This window comes from Spirosoma oryzae, assembly GCF_003002825.1.
GTDB lineage: Bacteria > Bacteroidota > Bacteroidia > Cytophagales > Spirosomataceae > Spirosoma > Spirosoma oryzae.
The window spans coordinates 79368-95493 of sequence record NZ_PVTE01000002.1 but is presented as its reverse complement, the minus strand read 5'-3'; the positions used below and the strand labels follow the sequence as shown (position 1 = coordinate 95493).

Sequence of the window (16126 nt, the reverse complement as noted above, 5' to 3'; positions counted from 1 at the left end):
CATGATACACTACACAGTCGATAAAGGCGTGGCAGTCATTGCCTGGGAAATGACGTCATCGCCCATGAATGTGCTCAATGATGAGTCGATTCCCCAGTTCGAAGCCGCGCTGAACCGAGCCTACACCGACGAAGCTGTAACGGGTATTATTATCACGTCGAACAAGCCGGAATTTGTAGCCGGGGCCGACTTAAAGATGATTCTGCGAAACAGCGATAAAGATCCGGCCGAGATGCTTAAGGTATCGACAGAACTGAACCGGGTCTTTCGTAGTATCGAGACGTCGGGTAAGCCAACCGTGGCGGCCATCAACGGCACGGCACTGGGTGGGGGCTACGAAATCTGTCTGGCCTGTCACTACCGTATTGCCCTCAATAACCCGAAGACCTTGATCGGTCTGGTCGAGGTAACGATTGGCTTGCTACCGGGGGCGGGCGGGACGCAGCGGCTACCACGCATGCTGGGGCTACAGGCAGCGTTACCGCTGATTCTTGAAGGCAGAAAAGTGGATGTCAGTGAAGCGGCACAGATCGGCATGGTCGACGCCGTTGCCGATAGTCCGGAAGCGATGATGGCAATGGCCCGCGCCTGGATCGCGGCTAACCCCAATCCCGTAAAACCCTGGGATCAGATCGATAAGAAGACGGGGAAGATCGTCGGTAAGGACAATGTCAAGGTGCCGGGCGGAAATGTGCAGTCACCTGTCGGGGTACAGACGTTCAGCGCCGGTACGGCCATGCTGATGGACAAAACCAAAGGCAACTACCCGGCTCCACTGGCGATCATGGCCTGCGTGTACGAGGGTTTACAGGTCAACATCGACCGGGCCCTGCTGATTGAAGCGCGGTATTTTGTAAAGGTTGCTACCTCAAACGTTGCCCGTGGCATGATTCAAACCATGTTTCTGGGTTTGAATGAAGCCAACAAAGGTGCCAGTCGACCGAAAGATCAACCCAAAACCGACGTTAAGAAACTGGGTGTGCTGGGAGCCGGTATGATGGGGGCCGGTATCGCGTATGTGTCCGCGCAGGCTGGTATCGACGTCGTGCTGAAAGACGTGTCGATCGATGCGGCTGAGCGCGGCAAAGAGTACACGCGCTCACTTTTGCAGAAAGCAAGCGAGCGGGGGAAAATGGACGCAGTGGCCGCTGATTTTACGCTGAACCGCATCAGGACAACTACCGCTGCCGCCGATTTACAAGGGTGCGACCTGATTATCGAAGCGGTGTTTGAAAACCGTGACCTTAAAGCGCAGGTGACGCAGGAAGCTGAACCGATGCTGGCTGAAACGGGTGTATTGGCGTCGAATACCTCAACGCTGCCCATTAGCGGTCTGGCAACGGCATCGGCTCACCCCGATAACTTTATTGGTATCCATTTCTTCTCACCTGTCGATAAGATGATGCTTGTCGAAATTATCGTGGGTAAGCAAACGTCGGATTATGCCTTGGCTGTGGCGATGGATTATGTCCGCAAAATTCGGAAGACGCCTATTGTCGTCAACGATTCCCGTGGTTTCTACACGTCCCGTTGTTTCGGTACGTATTCAGCCGAAGGCATGGAATTGCTACGCGATGGCACTAACCCGATCCTGATCGAAAACGCGGGTAAAGATGCTGGTATGCCCGTCGGGCCGCTGGCCATTACCGATGAAGTGTCGCTGGAACTCGTCTATAAAATCGCCGGTCAGGGCGTACGAGACGGAGCCATCAGCGATGACGATACGAGCTATCAGGTAGCGAAACAGTTCGTCGACGCTGGACGGCTGGGCAGAAAGGCGAAAGCGGGTTTTTACGACTATCCCGAGAATGGTCCGAAGCAACTGTGGCCGGGCTTGAGCGAACTGTTCGTACGAGCTGCCAATCAACCCACTGTTGAGGAGGTGAAGACGCGGTTGCTTTATCGACAGGCTATCGAAGCGGCTCGCTGTTTTGAGGAAGGTGTCGTTCGTACCAAACTAGATGCGGACCTTGGCTCAATTCTGGGCTGGGGCTTCCCGGCGTACACGGGCGGGGCGTTGTCGTTTATTGACTTCGTTGGTCCCGACACGTTTGTTCGTACCTGCGACCGGTTGGCCGATCAATACGGAGAACGCTTTCGCCCAACCGAAGCCCTGCGCAGACGAGTTGCTGAGCCGGTAGCGGTCGTTTAACAGAATAGCGAAACGCAGAAAAAGCGGCCAATTGACCGCTTTTTCTGCGTTAGAACGGCTGCCATCACTGTAAACCGTAAACTGTATACTATAAACCGACTCTACCGGCCCGGCTGTTGTTGTGGCATTTGCGGTGGCATCATCTGACCCGGTTTGCCTTTCTGTACGTCGAGCAGATCGATGTCGAAAATCAGCACCGAGTTGGCCGGAATCGTTGGATTACCCCGTGGACCGTAAGCCAGGCCCGACGGAATATACAGCGTTGCTTTTTCACCCTTGCGCATCTTCATGATGCCTTCTTCCCAGCCCGGGATTACCATGCCGACGCCAACTTTAAGCTGGAACGGCTTGCCACCCGCCTGTGGGTTGGTCAGGTTGCTGTCGAACACCTTGCCGTTCATCAGCTTCCCGGTGTAATTCACGGAGATATCGTCACCAGCCGTTGGCATTGCACCGGCACCGGGCTGCGTGGTTACCACATAGACACCATTGGTCGTTTTCTGCGCTTTGCCGGTCAGGTTGTTTTTCGCCAGATACGCCGTGATCGCTTTGTCGTCGGTCACTTTCTGCTTATCGAAGTCAGCAGCCTGTGCTTTCTTGAATTCGTCTTCCGACTGAATGTTCAGAATTTTTACGGCGATCCCAATGTCGCTGCCTTTGGTTACGCCCGGAGGCATGGGCTGCATGTTACGGGTAAACAGCGAGTCGGCACTTACGTAGAACGTTGCGCTGTCGCCTTTGCCCAGCATGGTCAAACCTTCTTCGAAGCTGCCTTTGAATGGTGGAACCTGAAGCAGCATCTGGAAGGGAGCCCCTTCTTTATGTGTGTCGCGCAGTACCGAATCTTTGCTGTTCATCAGCGTCAGGTGCAGCGTCAGAACGTCACCGACTTTACCTTTCCGGCTATTTTCGTCCTCCTGTTCGTGGATCTGGTATTTCAGGCCATTCTGAGTGACCTCTACGCGGTTTTTACCGCAGGACGCCATCACGGCGACGAGTAGTGCGGCTTGCCCGAAGTGTTTAAGGGACATAAGTGGTTTTACTAGTTTACAAACGAATGTGTTGGAAAGAGACCTGCACTTGTCAGACGGTAGCCAGTAGCTTCGACTGATACTGGGGCAAGACAGCCAGTACCTGCTGTTCGGTTTCAGCGAGTGTTAACTTGGAACGACCACCGGCAGCATTCCGATGCCCGCCACCGTTAAAATGTGCGCTTGCCAGGTCGCGCACCGAAAAATCACCAACCGAGCGAAACGAAATCCGAATCTCTTCACCACGGTCGATCAGAATGGCAGCCATAACGACGCCCTGAACCGCCAGTGCGTAGTTGACCATCCCCTCCGTATCACCCGTTTTCGATCGGTACGTTTTCAATTCGTCTTCGGTCAGCGTGATATACGCGAAGCGATACTCGGGTAGCACCTTCAGCTTCTCGTTCAGTACGTAACCGAGCAGCCGGAACTTATCGAGCGACACGTTGTCGAAAATCCGGCGGTGAATGGTGCTAACGTCGATACCGATGTCGATCAATGCACCCGCAATCCGGTGGACGTTACCCGTCGTGTTGGAGTGGCGAAATGAACCTGTATCGGTCATTAGACCCGCGTAGATACACTCGGCGATCGGCACGTCGATCAGGTCCTGATCGCCCAACTCCGTAATAAGCTGAAAGATCAACTCGGCCGTTGCCGCTGCTGCCGGGCTCCACAGAGCCAGATCGGCAAATGATTCGGGTTCGAGGTGGTGATCGATAAGTACTTTTTTCGCCCGTGCCTGCCGGACCATGGGCGCTAGTTCCTTGATACGGTCGATAGCGGAAAAGTCCAGACAGAAAATAGCGCTGGCTTCGTCAATCAGTTGCGAAACGACTACCCGCTGCTTTTCTTCGAAAGCGATTACGCTATCGTTGCCTGCCATCCAGTGCAGATTCTGCGGGTACTCAGTCGGAGTAACAACGGTAACCCGATGCCCCTTTTTTCGGAGATACCCAGCCAGCGCCAGCGATGAGCCCATCGCGTCGGCATCGGGATTTTGGTGGGTGGTAATCAGCACGGTTTGCGGTTCAGCAAGCAGCCGGCCAATTGCGTCAATGTCCTGCATAGAAGAAGGGCCGCAGCCCTAATCGAAACTCAAAAGTACGAATATTTTGGATACCAGCGGGTTTAGTCGACCGGTGGCTTTCTAGTGGAATCTGCCTACTTTTGCCCCACCCCGAATAGGGGAAAATTTTAGTTGAATAACCAAACACAGTAATGACAACGAATCGTACGTTCACCATGATCAAGCCCGACGCGGTCGAAGGCGGTCATACCGGTGCAATCATACGCATGATCGAGGAAGCAGGCTTCCGCATCGTAGCCATCAGAAAAACACAGCTGACCCCGGAGCGGGCCGGCCAATTTTACGCCGTGCACCGCGAGCGGCCGTTCTACAACGACCTCCGCGCGTACATGTCGTCGGGGGCAATCATCCCCATGATTCTGGAGAAGGACAACGCTGTTGCGGACTTCCGCAAGTTGATCGGCGCTACCAATCCGGCCCAGGCCGAAGAAGGTACCATTCGGAAACTATATGCCCGGTCTATGGAAGCCAATGCAGTTCACGGATCAGACTCTGACGAAAACGCCGAGATTGAGAGTAACTTCTTCTTCGCAGGTACGGAGCAGTACTAATGATGACCAGCTTACAAAAAAAAGCGCCTGTATGTCAGGCGCTTTTTTTTGTAAGCTATTCCAACGATTCCGTTACAAATGAGGTCATTAGTACATAACCAATCTAGGCGACCGTCATGAAAACGCTGTTAGGCTCGTTTGTGATTATGCTAGTGCTGGGGTGTGAGAAGCAACAGGATGTTAACCCGGACTGTATCTGTACGCAACAGTATCAACCCGTTTGTGGAAGCGACGGCAAAACGTACGGCAATGCCTGCGAAGCTACCTGCGCAGGTGTAAGCTATACAGAAGGAAATTGTACACCGGGATCTTGAACTGTGATTGTCCTGAACTATGATTCGTTTGATTTCACTGATTGACTGTGATTTTTCTTTTCGAAATCATAGTCAATCAGTGAAATCAAACGAATCACAGTTCAGGACAATCAATCATAAAAATCATAGTTCAAGACGATTCTTCTCGTAGTATTTACAGAAGTCGCGCAGATCACAGCTGTCACATTTAGGTGTACGGGCCAAACAGACGTAGCGACCATGCAGAATGAGCCAGTGGTGTGCTTTAGGTACGTATGTCTTCGGAATATGCGCCATAAGCGCTTTTTCGACCGCCAGGGGCGTAGTAGCCGTCAGTGGAGCCAGTCCTAATCGGTGCGACACCCGAAACACATGCGTATCGACTGCCATAGTTGGCTCGTTGTATATAACCGATAGAATGACGTGGGCCGTTTTACGACCTACCCCCGGCAAACTCTGCAAATCGGCCAGCGTTGTCGGAATTTCTCCGCCGAACCGTTCCATGATGGCCCGCGCCATACCGACCAGATGTTTAGCCTTGTTGTTAGGGTACGAGACACTTCGGATATACGTAAACACCTCATCCGACGAAGCGGCTGCCAACGATTCCGGTTCTGGAAAGCGCGCAAATAACGCGGGCGTAATCTGATTGATACGCTTATCGGTACACTGAGCCGACAGAATGACAGCCGTCAATAGCTCGAACGGATTCGAGAAATTGAGTTCGGTCTTGGGTTCCGGGTAGTGTTCGGTAAAGTAGTCGATGAACCGGCGGAACCGTTCCTTTTTAAGCATAACGAGATGCACCCGGACGGAAACGCCCGGGTGGTCAACACCAAAAATCCACCAGACCGCTACGCGTTGCGCAGTTGTGCCGGCGGATTTAACGGATGATTTCGAGAATAGTTGAGGATATTGTCGACCGCGCTGGGGCGAGGTTGCCGTTCGATTTTATTCAACATCGACCGCATCTCAAGCGCGTCGAGGAAGAAGGTAGTCAGTTCCGGCTCCGACATCAGGGCTTCTTCTATGAGCAGACTTTCTTCGGGTGAAGTCTCTTCATAGACATACCGGATCACATCATCTTGGGTAAATGTTTTTATCATAACTCGGCGAACGTTTGCTTAGTTGCTTACGCAGGTTGATTAACGCGTAACGCATACGTCCCAATGCCGTGTTAATGCTGACTCCGGTCGCGTCGGCAATCTCCTGGAAACTCATTTCCTCGTAGTGCCGCATAATCAGAACCTGCCGTTGCTGCTCAGGCAATCGCTGAATCAGTTCGCGCAGGTGCTCGTGTGTCTCCTGCCGAATCTGCATTGACTCAACTGAATCTTCTGCAAACTCAAGCGTATTGAACACGCTGCTCCCGTCTTCAAACACTACACTGGGGTAGCGTTTATCTTTGCGGAAATAGTCAATAGCCAAGTTGTGGGCGATCCTGATAATCCAGGGAAGGAACTTGCCTTCTTCGTTGTATTTACCCGACTTGATGGTGTCTACGGCCTTGATGAACGTATCCTGCATTAAGTCTTCAGCTATGTATTGATCTTTTACAATCAGATAGATAGTTGTGTAAATCTTCGATTTGTGCCGTTGCACAAGCTTCGCGAAGGCTTTTTCATTACCACGGATGTACAGGGAAATCAACTCACTGTCGTTTACCTGGGCTTTTTCCATTTTCAGTAAGACTATAAGGTAACGTAGAGCCGTGTTTCGATAGTGTGCGCTGGAGTTATGTTTTTAGGAAATATTAATGGGCAGAAGTCAAAATAAAGGGATTATTCGCTCATTTCCAAGTGGACAAATCAAATAATCTGCCAAATCTGCCAAATTCTCCGACTAATTTCGGTAAAATCTATTTTGCAGGATAAGCCTTACTAAACGGCGTCATTAAGGCTTATTTATAGATTATGTTGACCTATACCATGAATTTGTGGTATAGACCGTATAGCGAATACAATAGTTTAATCAGAAGTAGAATTTTTACTATACCAAGAATGTAACCACTCAGATACATTTCGGCAAGCTATTGCATTTTAACCTGTTTTTATGCTAGGCCAGCTTCAGGCGCTTTTCGATCAGCAAAATAAACAGGTGAATCACTTTGATGTGAATTTCCTGAATCCGGTCGGCATAGCCGAAATGTGGCACGCGAATTTCTACGTCTGCCTGTCCGGCCAGTTTACCGCCGTCTTTACCCGTAAGTAATACAACGCGCATACCCCGCTGCCGGGCAGCTTCGACGGCCCGAATTATGTTGGCTGAATTGCCGCTCGTACTCAATCCCAACAGGACATCGCCTTCGTTACCCAGGCCTTCGATAAAGCGGGAGAATACGTGGTCGTAGCCGAAATCATTGCTGACGCAGGAGAGGTGGCTAACATCAGAGATGGCGATCGCAGCCAACGCGCGCCGGTTATCACGGTAGCGGCCCGATAGTTCTTCGGCGAAATGCATGGCGTCGCAGTGCGAGCCGCCATTACCGCAGGAGATAATTTTACGGCCGTTTCCGATAGCGTCGGCCATAAGTTGAGCTGCCTGGTCAATAGCTGTCAGATGGTCAGGGTTAGCCAGAAAAGCGTTCAGTACCGTCTGCGCTTCGGTCAGCTCACTACGAATAAGGTCAAGCATTGGTAAATTCTGAAATGAGAGGTAAAGTTGCCAGATTGACGGCCGTTCTGCAAGTACCGGTGTTTATGCGTCTGTGAAGCAGCTAGAACACCAGACTGCGGTAGGGGACGTTCCAGCGCAGGGCGATGCTGGCTGTACGATCGGTGTAGCTGTCGGGGCGGTACTGGCTATCCTGGAAACGATACAGCACACGACCTTCCAGAAAGACATTGTGTTTGATCATGTACGACGCCCGCAGGTCGGCGTAGGTTGCAATGGTTTTGCGACCCTGCCCAATGAAGTTGCCGTAGTCTCGAAACCGGTCGTCATAGTTCAGTAGAATGTTACCGCCATAATTACGGCCCGGCGGGTCGGTGCCGTACATCATCACGCTGAACGTGCCTGTGCCGGACAGCCGTTTGTTCTGGTACCGTACAATCCCGATGCCTTCCAGAAAATTAGCACCCAGCGGATGAGCCAGCGGCTGGCTGTAATGCACATAGTTGGCCTGACTGGCCGTAACGCCCGTGGCTGGTGTCGTTATGTGCGAATACGTGTACGGACGAGCCAGATTCATCTCAACCTGCAAGTCTAGATTCGGTACATTCAAGACGTCGATGTACTTGCCGCCAAGCTGAAACGCATACTTGTTGGTATATCGGCCATTCCCCGCAATTATGTCTTTTAGAATAAACTCATCCAGCATAAACTGGGTGTAAAAGAGAAAATGCGTCGCTAGGTTGGCTTTGAAGTCGAGTCCAATCATTGCGTTATCGGCACTACCCCGATACGACTCGACAAACCGGTAAAAAATGACCGGATTCAGGTAGTTGAGTTCCAGTCGATCGCGGCTGAATACCTCGGCTTCAAACACGCCCACGTTGAATTTCGGAGAGATATTGATGCTCAGGTGGTGCATCGCTGCATACTTATTCGGGTTCAGCGTGCTGGCACCCACAACTAGGTCCTGCGTATTCTGTAGTTCGGTGAACAGATTGGTATACTGGATATTTTTACCGAGCCGGGTGGTCAGTTTCAGGAACAGATAAGGAGCGGCATTATCCGAAAGTAGCAATGACCGGAAGCCGTTGCCGATGAAGTTACGATCGTGACCAAACTGAAGGTTAATGATTTTGGCCACGTTAAACGTGAAATACCCCCGAGCGGTCAGAAAGTCAGTACCCCGCCCGCCCGAGCCAAACGGTTTGGAAAAACTTTCGCCGGGTGCGTAGCCCCCTGTTTGTCCACTCCGTAGATAGAGCCGCGACTGATCGTTGATGTAGTAAGGGAAAAATGCCTGGTTGTCGGCGAAATACGAGTAGAAGCCGATCTTCTTCGCAATACTACCGCGAATCTCAAGGCCACGGGTATTGATAAACGTCTGCTGGTTAAGGGCACTGGCATTGTCGGGCAAACCCGTCACGTTATCGAAACCGACACCGAAGTTAACGACAGGGCTAACATGCAGGTCGAAATCTGGCGTTTGCAGGTTGTAGAAGTCTGCTTTCTTCTTGTAGAAAACGCCAAATAAAGGTCGGCGACTATCGCCCGGAGCCGTTGGCACCTGCTGCCGCCGGACGGCCATCGCTTGCCGCGCCGAATCGCTGAGGGGATCTTTCACCCACTCCCAACTGTCGTCGCGCAGGTAGTTGAGGTTGAAATAGTCCGTGTCGGAAAAGTCAGGTGCCGGGTGGGCTAATAAGCTGTCGGTCAGTTGAACGACACTTTGTCGATTGTATGGTTTTGTTGTCGAGTGAAAGCCCTCAGCCCAGCGACCCTGCCGGATTTCGTAGCGATCAATAAGGTGGTAATAGTCAGCGTTGAGCGGAACGAAGGGGCTTTGCGCGAAAGTCGGCAGCGAGAAAAAAAGAAGCCCGAACAGATAGAGGTATGTACGCATAAACAGTGGTTAACCTTACAAACCGGTCGTATTCACTAGTAGGTCGATAAGGGTACTGTGGAAGGTGTCAAATTAGGTAATTGGTTTGGATATACGCTAACTGGGGGGCTAATTTACGTCGAATCAGATACGCCCCCTATGTTTGTTTTTGCACAGCAACCTTCGCTGGCCAACCAGTACGTTGCCGAACTCCGCGATGTCACGCTTCAAAAAGACCGACTGCGGTTTCGACGGAATCTGGAACGCCTGGGCGAGCTGATGGCCTACGAAATATCAAAGGAAATGCCCTATCAGACCGTCGACGTGAAAACTCCGCTGGGTATTGCATCGACGGAATTGCTGCGGCAACAACCAGTACTGGCTACAATTTTACGGGCCGGTCTGCCTTTTCACCAAGGATTTGCCAATTATTTCGATGGAGCGGAAAATGCATTCGCTGGCGCTTACCGGGGCTATAGCGCCGGTGACGACGAAGCATTCGAAATCGCCATGGACTACATTGTGGCCCCTGACCTAAGCGGTAAAACGCTGATCCTCTGCGATCCTATGCTGGCGACCGGCAAGTCGCTGGAGAAGGTGTACCACGCTTTGTTACGCTACGGTATACCGGCCCAGACGCACATTGCCGCCATACTGGCCAGCCCCGAAGGCATACGGCATGTACAGCGGCAATTGCCACAATGTAGACTCTGGCTGGGGGCAATTGACGATCACCTCAACGATCATTTCTACATCGTTCCCGGATTGGGCGACGCGGGTGACCTGGCCTTCGGGCCGAAAGTGTAATGTTGCTTTACGGTTTTTGGTATACAGTTTTCGGTGTTCCGTCGTGCAACAGCTACTGTTGTGAGTATGGCGAATAACCGTAAACTGTATACCGAAAACCGAAAACTGACTACCGAAGGTCTACTACTTCCACGCCGGGGTATTTTGACTTGTCGAAGGTGAAGAGAGCGTCTGGAGCAGGAACGTTGGGCCTAAAGCTGGTGATCGTGTAGGTCGTCCGCTTGCCGTTTTTGTCGGTGATGGTCCAGTTGCGAATCATCTTGTTGGCTTTATCGATCGACAGCCGGACGGAACCAATCGTGTTATTGGCTTTGGTGGGCTTCAGCTCAATGACGTCGAGACTACGGCCACCCTGCTTCTGCTCACTGACGTATCGGTACGTATAGCCTTTCTGGTATACGGTGTAAATCTGCGCCGGATTGAGTTCGCTGGCCGAGCCGCTTTCGTAATCCTGCACGTTGATCTCCTTTGCTTCCTTCGAATAGGTGTACATCGTCTTCCCATCGGTAAAGACTTCCTGCCCGTCGAGTTTCAGTCGGAATTTATTGTCTTTAACCGTAATAGTACCGGTTGCGCTGGACCCGCTGTTTGCGTAGGTAAACGCAGCCTGGTACGACTTCAGTGCTTTGTATTGCTGGCTCATTGCGTCGAGGATAGCCTGCGCCTTGGGATCTTTCTGTGCGAATACGGAGCTGCTGAGTAACAGGCAAAAGCTGGCAAAGCCAATCAGTGATCGAATCATTTGATAAGTCGGTTGATAACGAGTTAGAAACAAAAATTCCAGCCTCGTCAGGAAGCTGGAATCCTGTAGGCTTCCATTAGACGGTAGAAAGCCGGGAAAAGTTTAGCGCCGGTAATGAACAAACCAGTTAGTCGCCCTTCAGCCGCTTGAGCATCTCTTCCAGCATCGTCAGGTCGGATACCAGCACGTCGCGGGCTTTGCTGCCTTCGAACGGACCAACAATTCGGGCTGCTTCCAGCTGATCGATCAGGCGACCGGCCCGGTTGTACCCCAGCTTGAGTTTACGCTGAATCAGTGACGTACTACCCTGCTGATGAATGACGATCAGGCGGGCGGCTTCGTCGAACATCGGGTCGCGGTTGTCGAGGTCGACATCCTTCTCTTCACCCTGACCACCGTCATCACCGACGAACTCGGGCAGCGCGTAGGCATCGTCGTAGCCGCGCTGATTGCCAACAAATTCGCAGATGCCCTCAATCTCGTCGGTATCAACGAACGGACATTGCAAACGAATAAGATCAGAGTTTGACGACAGCAACATATCCCCCATACCGACCAGCTGTTCGGCACCACCCGTGTCCAGAATGGTGCGTGAGTCGATTTTGGACGTTACCTTAAACGACAGACGAGCCGGGAAGTTGGCTTTGATCAGACCGGTAATGACATTGACCGACGGCCGCTGCGTGGCCACGACAAGGTGAATTCCGATGGCCCGCGCCAACTGAGCCAGTCGGGCAATGGGCTGTTCGACTTCCTTACCAGCGGTCATCATCAAATCTGCCAGCTCGTCAATGATTAGTACGATGTAGGGTAGGTAACGGTGTCCTTTTTCAGGGTTTAGCTTCCGGCGCGTAAACTTGGCGTTGTACTCTTTCAGGTTCCGGCAACCCGCTTCTTTTAACAGATTGTACCGGTTATCCATCTCGATACAAAGCGAGTTGAGCGTGTTGACAACCTTCTTGGTATCGGTGATGATCGGCTCGTCTGAATCGGGCAGTTTAGCCAGGAAGTGGCGTTCCAGTTTGTTGAAAAGCGTTAACTCCACCTTCTTCGGATCGACCAGCACCAGCTTCAGTTGCGACGGGTGTTTCTTGTAGATGAGTGACGTAAGCAGCACGTTCAGCCCTACCGACTTACCCTGACCTGTCGCACCGGCCATGAGCAGGTGGGGCATTTTGGCCAGATCCGCGACGTAGATTTCGTTGGAGATCGTTTTCCCGAGTACGACGGGCAATTCGAACTTGCTGTTGTTGAATATATCGCTGGTGATAACCGACCGCATCGACACCATCTCGCGATTCTTGTTCGGCACCTCGATCCCGATTGTCCCCATACCCGGCATCGGCGCAATAATCCGGATGCCTAGGGCAGCCAGGTTCAACGCGATGTCGTCTTCCAGGCTCTTGATCTTAGAGATACGAACCCCTTCGGCCGGCACAATCTCGTACAGCGTAACCGTCGGCCCAATCGATGCCTGAATCGAATCGATACGAATGCCGAAGTTGCGCAGCGTGTTTTCGATCCGCTCTTTGTTGGCCGTCAGTTCGTCAGACGATACCTGCGCCCGCTGGTTGTTTTGGTATTCCGTCAGCAACTCGCTGGTCGGATACTGGTATTGCGGCAGGTCGAGCGTCGAGTCGTAAAGACCATGCTGCGCTACCAGATCGTCCTCTTCGAACGGGTCCGGTTCATACGTCGGTGCCGGGGTAACGCCCGATTCGGTTGTGTCGGTTGATGCGTTGGGCACATCAACGTTACTCTTGACCGTCAGGGGAACCCCCGTTGTCGGCAGGCTTTCTGTCGCCTGAATGGACTGTATGGGTTGTGGCGTTGCTGAAACTGCGTCGATAACTTCGTCATCATGTTCGTCGACGACAGCCGGTTGCGGTTCCGGCCTGGTGTACATGGGTCGCACAGGGGCTACTGGTTCAGCAGCGGGCTCTTCGTCCTCGTCGGTGTCCACGTTTGCCGGATTGCTGCCTGCGTTCGATCGACGGGTGAACAGGTCCGTCGGAAAGCTGGGCAGCCGGATGTTCTGAATGTCGATAAAGTAAACCAGGAATAGAAACAGGCCGAAGCCAATAAAGGCCAGACTACCCCAGCCGAACAGGCTATACAGTGCCGAGTTGACCTCATAGCCGATACCGCCACTCCACACACTGGCTGTTTCGGCCGAGTTAGTAACCAGTACGATGTACCCACAAACCAGACTGCTCCAGAGGGCGGTGAAAAGCAGACCGATCGTCGTTCGACGCAGCGGGAACGGTTCGGCACCCGTCGACAGTTTCAGCCCCGCCAGCAGCAGGACCAACGGCAACGCCATTGCCCCTATACCAAACCAGCGAAACACGAAAACGTGGGCTATATACGCGCCAACCAACCCGGCCCAGTTACGCGTCTCAGCGCCCGAGTCGACTAGTGGCTCGGATAGTGCTGAGCCGACAACGCTTTGATCGTCGGCACCGGTCGTCATATACGACGCAAAGGCAATCAGCAGACCAATAGCCAACAGCATCAGTAAAACGCCCAGTACCAGGATTGAGCGCCGATCGCTAAGCCATCGGTTGATAGACCCGCCAATGTCAAACGCTGGACGTGCCGGTCGGGCAGGGCGCGTTGAGCGAGCGGAGGCCGGAGAAGGCCTCGGAGAAACAGGTCGTGACGTCGTTGGTTGTGCCATAAATTGGGAGAGGGCTGTAGGCGGCAACAGTAAATTTCCCGAAATTTCCTGAAATCCGGTGCGAAAAAAGTGGGCGACCGCCGAAAAGCAAGGCAGCGGTCAATACAAACCATTGGTTAAGTCCGATGGCTATACGTATTCGTTAGCGCAGAATGTGTTTTTGTTAGTACAAAATGCGTTCGGTGCGCGGTTTTCTACCGCAGCAGCCCCCGATTGATTCGTTTGGCAACCGCCGGTCCTTCGTAAATAAAACCCGTGTATAGTTGCACCAGACTGGCACCGGCCGCCAGCTTTTCGCGCGCGTCGTCGGCTGAGTTGATACCGCCAACCCCGATAATCGGGAATGAACCGCCTGACTGCTGATGCAGGTAGCGGATTACTTCCGTTGAGCGCTCCCGAACTGGTTTGCCACTAACGCCCCCCGGTCCCATCTGTTCAACTGTTTTTGCGGGTGTGGCAAGGCATTCCCGACTGATGGTTGTATTCGTCGCGATTACCCCGGCAATACCTGTATCGGCCACAATGCCAATAATATCGTCAAGCTGACCATTGGTCAGATCGGGTGCAATTTTGAGGAGAATGGGCTTGGGATTCGGTCGGTCCTTGTTTTCCTTTTGTAGCGCCGACAGCAGCCGGGTCAGGGGTTCCCGCTCCTGCAAGTCGCGCAGGCCCGGCGTGTTGGGCGAACTGACATTGACGGCGAAATAATCGACGGCGTCAAACAGTTCCCGGAAACAGATCAGGTAGTCAGACAGGGCGCTTTCATTGGCCGTGTCTTTGTTTTTGCCAATGTTGCCCCCGATGATAACCCGTCGGGTGCCCTTCGCCTGCGCGAACTGACGAAGCCGGCCGGCAGCAGGGCCAGACCCCCGGTTGTTGAACCCCATTCGGTTAATTAATCCCTGATCGGCTTTGAGCCGGAACAGGCGGGGACGCGGATTACCGGGCTGGGGGCGGGGCGTTACCGTACCAATTTCGACAAAGCCGAAACCCAAATCGCTTAGTTCGCTAACCAGCTCGGCGTTTTTGTCGAATCCAGCGGCTAATCCTACCGGGTTGGGGAAGGTTAGGCCGAATACGGTGCGGGCGAGTCGTGGATCGTCAATTGTGTAAACCTTACGGGCTAATGCGGCCATACCGGGCACAGCAAAGGCCAGTTTCAGCATTGTCGTCGCAAAATGGTGGATCGTTTCAGCGTCGAAACGAAAGAGTATCGGTAGGATTAATCGGCGGTACATAGGACAAAAGTACGGCACCAGTTGACTTACCCGAACAGATCCGATGAAAGATAACGGTCGCCCCGGTCGCAGATGATGCAGACGATCAGTGCGTCGGTCACGCCGTCGGCGGCCAGTTCGTTGGCCAGTTGTAGTGCTGCCCAGGTCGAACCCCCGCTGCTCATACCTGCAAAGACACCTTCAACGCTGGCCAATCGACGGGTAGTTTCCGTTGCCTGCTGCTCCGATACCTCGATAACCCGATCGACGCGTGATGGGTCGAAAATTTGGGGTAAGTATTCAACTGGCCACTTCCGGATTCCTGGAATCGACGAACCGTCGGTTGGCTGGCAACCCACAATCTGTACGGCCGGATTTTGCTCTTTCAGGTACCGTGAGGTACCCATGATGGTACCGGTCGTTCCCATCGACGAAACGAAATGTGTTACCTTTCCGTTGGTGTCGCGCCAGATTTCAGGGCCCGTCGTGCGGTAATGGGCCATGTAATTGTCTGGGTTCGCAAATTGATTGAGCAGCAGATAGCCGCCCTTTGCCACTTGTGCCTCGGCATAATCGCGGGCTCCTTCGATGGTCTCCGTCAGAATGACTTTTGCACCGAAGGCTTCCATCGTCAGCACCCGTTCGCGGGTGGAGTTGGCGGGCATAACCAGTTCAATGGGAATGTCGTATAGCCGGGCGATCATGGCCAGCGCAATGCCGGTATTACCGCTTGTGGCTTCGATAAGGGTTATACCGGGTTGAATTTCACCGCGTTCCAGCGCGCCCTGAATCATGCTGGCGGCTGCTCGATCTTTTACGCTACCTCCCGGATTGTTACCCTCCAGTTTGGCCAGAATACGAATATTGGGATGGGGATTGAGCCGCGATAAGTCAACCATCGGCGTATTGCCGACCAGTTCTAGCAGGGTAGCCATTGTAAGAAAATCAAGCTTATGTATTGGCTGAAAAGTCAGAATGGAGGTATTAAGTTCGATTTTGTACGCCCAGCCAACTGAATACAGGTGTAACTAACGCCCACTCACACAGCAATACTCATTTATTGATCGTTCA

15 protein-coding genes are annotated in these 16126 nt (G+C 52.7%); 4 read left to right on the top strand and 11 right to left on the bottom strand.

Translation table 11 applies throughout. The features are described from left to right. The first annotated feature begins 1 nt into the window (after position 1). Positions 2–2152, top strand: a complete 2151-nt coding sequence (locus tag CLV58_RS02510) for a 3-hydroxyacyl-CoA dehydrogenase NAD-binding domain-containing protein (protein ID WP_106136202.1) — start codon at positions 2–4, stop codon at positions 2150–2152. 101 nt (positions 2153–2253) lie between these two features. Here CLV58_RS02510 and bamJ read toward each other — a convergent pair whose 3' ends face one another. Beyond that, on the bottom strand, positions 2254–3183 hold the full coding sequence (bamJ, locus tag CLV58_RS02505) for a BamJ family beta-barrel-assembly machinery protein (RefSeq protein WP_106136201.1): 930 nt from the start codon (positions 3181–3183) through the stop codon (positions 2254–2256). 52 nt (positions 3184–3235) lie between these two features. Then, on the bottom strand, positions 3236–4252 hold the full coding sequence (locus CLV58_RS02500) for a DHH family phosphoesterase (protein ID WP_106136200.1): 1017 nt from the start codon (positions 4250–4252) through the stop codon (positions 3236–3238). A 152-nt stretch (positions 4253–4404) separates the two neighbouring features. Between CLV58_RS02500 and CLV58_RS02495 the strand changes: the two genes are divergently transcribed. After that, positions 4405–4824 carry a nucleoside-diphosphate kinase gene (locus CLV58_RS02495; RefSeq protein WP_106136199.1) on the top strand — a complete coding sequence of 140 codons (420 nt, stop codon included), beginning with the start codon at positions 4405–4407 and terminating at the stop codon, positions 4822–4824. Between the two features lie 116 nt (positions 4825–4940). Beyond that, a complete protein-coding gene (locus tag CLV58_RS02490) occupies positions 4941–5138 on the top strand; it encodes a Kazal-type serine protease inhibitor domain-containing protein (RefSeq protein WP_106136198.1) in 198 nt (65 codons plus the stop codon). A gap of 123 nt (positions 5139–5261) precedes the next feature. On the opposite strand, the gene nth is transcribed toward CLV58_RS02490, so the two are convergent. The 5 genes from nth to CLV58_RS02465 form a co-directional block, all read right to left on the bottom strand. Next, on the bottom strand, positions 5262–5912 hold the full coding sequence (nth, locus tag CLV58_RS02485) for an endonuclease III (protein WP_106136197.1): 651 nt from the start codon (positions 5910–5912) through the stop codon (positions 5262–5264). A 59-nt stretch (positions 5913–5971) separates the two neighbouring features. Continuing rightward, positions 5972–6223, bottom strand: coding sequence for a hypothetical protein (locus CLV58_RS02480; protein WP_106136196.1), 252 nt, complete (start codon positions 6221–6223; stop codon positions 5972–5974). Continuing rightward, positions 6198–6797 carry an RNA polymerase sigma factor gene (locus CLV58_RS02475; RefSeq protein WP_106136195.1) on the bottom strand — a complete coding sequence of 200 codons (600 nt, stop codon included), beginning with the start codon at positions 6795–6797 and terminating at the stop codon, positions 6198–6200. The genes CLV58_RS02480 and CLV58_RS02475 overlap by 26 nt, the downstream gene beginning before the upstream one ends. A 375-nt stretch (positions 6798–7172) precedes the next feature. Then, positions 7173–7751, bottom strand: coding sequence for a D-sedoheptulose 7-phosphate isomerase (gene lpcA / locus CLV58_RS02470; protein ID WP_106136194.1), 579 nt, complete (start codon positions 7749–7751; stop codon positions 7173–7175). An 82-nt stretch (positions 7752–7833) separates the two neighbouring features. After that, a complete protein-coding gene (locus tag CLV58_RS02465) occupies positions 7834–9630 on the bottom strand; it encodes a hypothetical protein (protein ID WP_106136193.1) in 1797 nt (598 codons plus the stop codon). A 138-nt stretch (positions 9631–9768) separates the two neighbouring features. On the opposite strand from CLV58_RS02465, the gene upp reads away from it, so the two are divergent. Further along, positions 9769–10416: a uracil phosphoribosyltransferase gene (upp, locus tag CLV58_RS02460; protein ID WP_106136192.1), complete on the top strand. Its 648-nt coding sequence runs from the start codon at positions 9769–9771 to the stop codon at positions 10414–10416. A gap of 109 nt (positions 10417–10525) precedes the next feature. Here the strand turns inward: upp and lolA1 are convergent, their stop codons facing one another. The 4 genes from lolA1 to cysM form a co-directional block, all read right to left on the bottom strand. Then, positions 10526–11158 (bottom strand): outer membrane lipoprotein periplasmic chaperone LolA1, encoded by a 633-nt coding sequence (gene lolA1 / locus CLV58_RS02455; protein WP_106136191.1) that lies wholly within the window; start codon positions 11156–11158, stop codon positions 10526–10528. Between the two features lie 127 nt (positions 11159–11285). Next, the gene (locus tag CLV58_RS02450) at positions 11286–13673 is read right to left on the bottom strand and encodes an FtsK/SpoIIIE family DNA translocase (protein WP_245882182.1); all 2388 of its coding nucleotides are present in this window, start codon (positions 13671–13673) and stop codon (positions 11286–11288) included. A gap of 359 nt (positions 13674–14032) precedes the next feature. Next, positions 14033–15076 (bottom strand): quinone-dependent dihydroorotate dehydrogenase, encoded by a 1044-nt coding sequence (locus CLV58_RS02445; RefSeq protein ID WP_106136189.1) that lies wholly within the window; start codon positions 15074–15076, stop codon positions 14033–14035. Between the two features lie 26 nt (positions 15077–15102). After that, positions 15103–15990, bottom strand: a complete 888-nt coding sequence (cysM, locus tag CLV58_RS02440; protein WP_106136188.1) for a cysteine synthase CysM — start codon at positions 15988–15990, stop codon at positions 15103–15105. Between the last annotated feature and the right edge of the window lie 136 nt (positions 15991–16126).

Coding starts and splice junctions, on each gene's coding strand:
- cysM (WP_106136188.1), bottom strand. CDS start 15,990: ATGGCTACCCTGCTAGAACTGGTCGGCAATACGCCGATGGTTGACTTA.
- upp (WP_106136192.1), top strand. CDS start 9,769: ATGTTTGTTTTTGCACAGCAACCTTCGCTGGCCAACCAGTACGTTGCC.
- CLV58_RS02450 (WP_245882182.1), bottom strand. CDS start 13,673: ATGCTGTTGGCTATTGGTCTGCTGATTGCCTTTGCGTCGTATATGACG.
- CLV58_RS02475 (WP_106136195.1), bottom strand. CDS start 6,797: ATGGAAAAAGCCCAGGTAAACGACAGTGAGTTGATTTCCCTGTACATC.
- CLV58_RS02510 (WP_106136202.1), top strand. CDS start 2: ATGATACACTACACAGTCGATAAAGGCGTGGCAGTCATTGCCTGGGAA.
- nth (WP_106136197.1), bottom strand. CDS start 5,912: ATGCTTAAAAAGGAACGGTTCCGCCGGTTCATCGACTACTTTACCGAA.
- CLV58_RS02495 (WP_106136199.1), top strand. CDS start 4,405: ATGACAACGAATCGTACGTTCACCATGATCAAGCCCGACGCGGTCGAA.
- CLV58_RS02465 (WP_106136193.1), bottom strand. CDS start 9,630: ATGCGTACATACCTCTATCTGTTCGGGCTTCTTTTTTTCTCGCTGCCG.
- CLV58_RS02480 (WP_106136196.1), bottom strand. CDS start 6,223: ATGATAAAAACATTTACCCAAGATGATGTGATCCGGTATGTCTATGAA.
- lolA1 (WP_106136191.1), bottom strand. CDS start 11,158: ATGATTCGATCACTGATTGGCTTTGCCAGCTTTTGCCTGTTACTCAGC.
- lpcA (WP_106136194.1), bottom strand. CDS start 7,751: ATGCTTGACCTTATTCGTAGTGAGCTGACCGAAGCGCAGACGGTACTG.
- bamJ (WP_106136201.1), bottom strand. CDS start 3,183: ATGTCCCTTAAACACTTCGGGCAAGCCGCACTACTCGTCGCCGTGATG.
- CLV58_RS02445 (WP_106136189.1), bottom strand. CDS start 15,076: ATGTACCGCCGATTAATCCTACCGATACTCTTTCGTTTCGACGCTGAA.
- CLV58_RS02490 (WP_106136198.1), top strand. CDS start 4,941: ATGAAAACGCTGTTAGGCTCGTTTGTGATTATGCTAGTGCTGGGGTGT.
- CLV58_RS02500 (WP_106136200.1), bottom strand. CDS start 4,252: ATGCAGGACATTGACGCAATTGGCCGGCTGCTTGCTGAACCGCAAACC.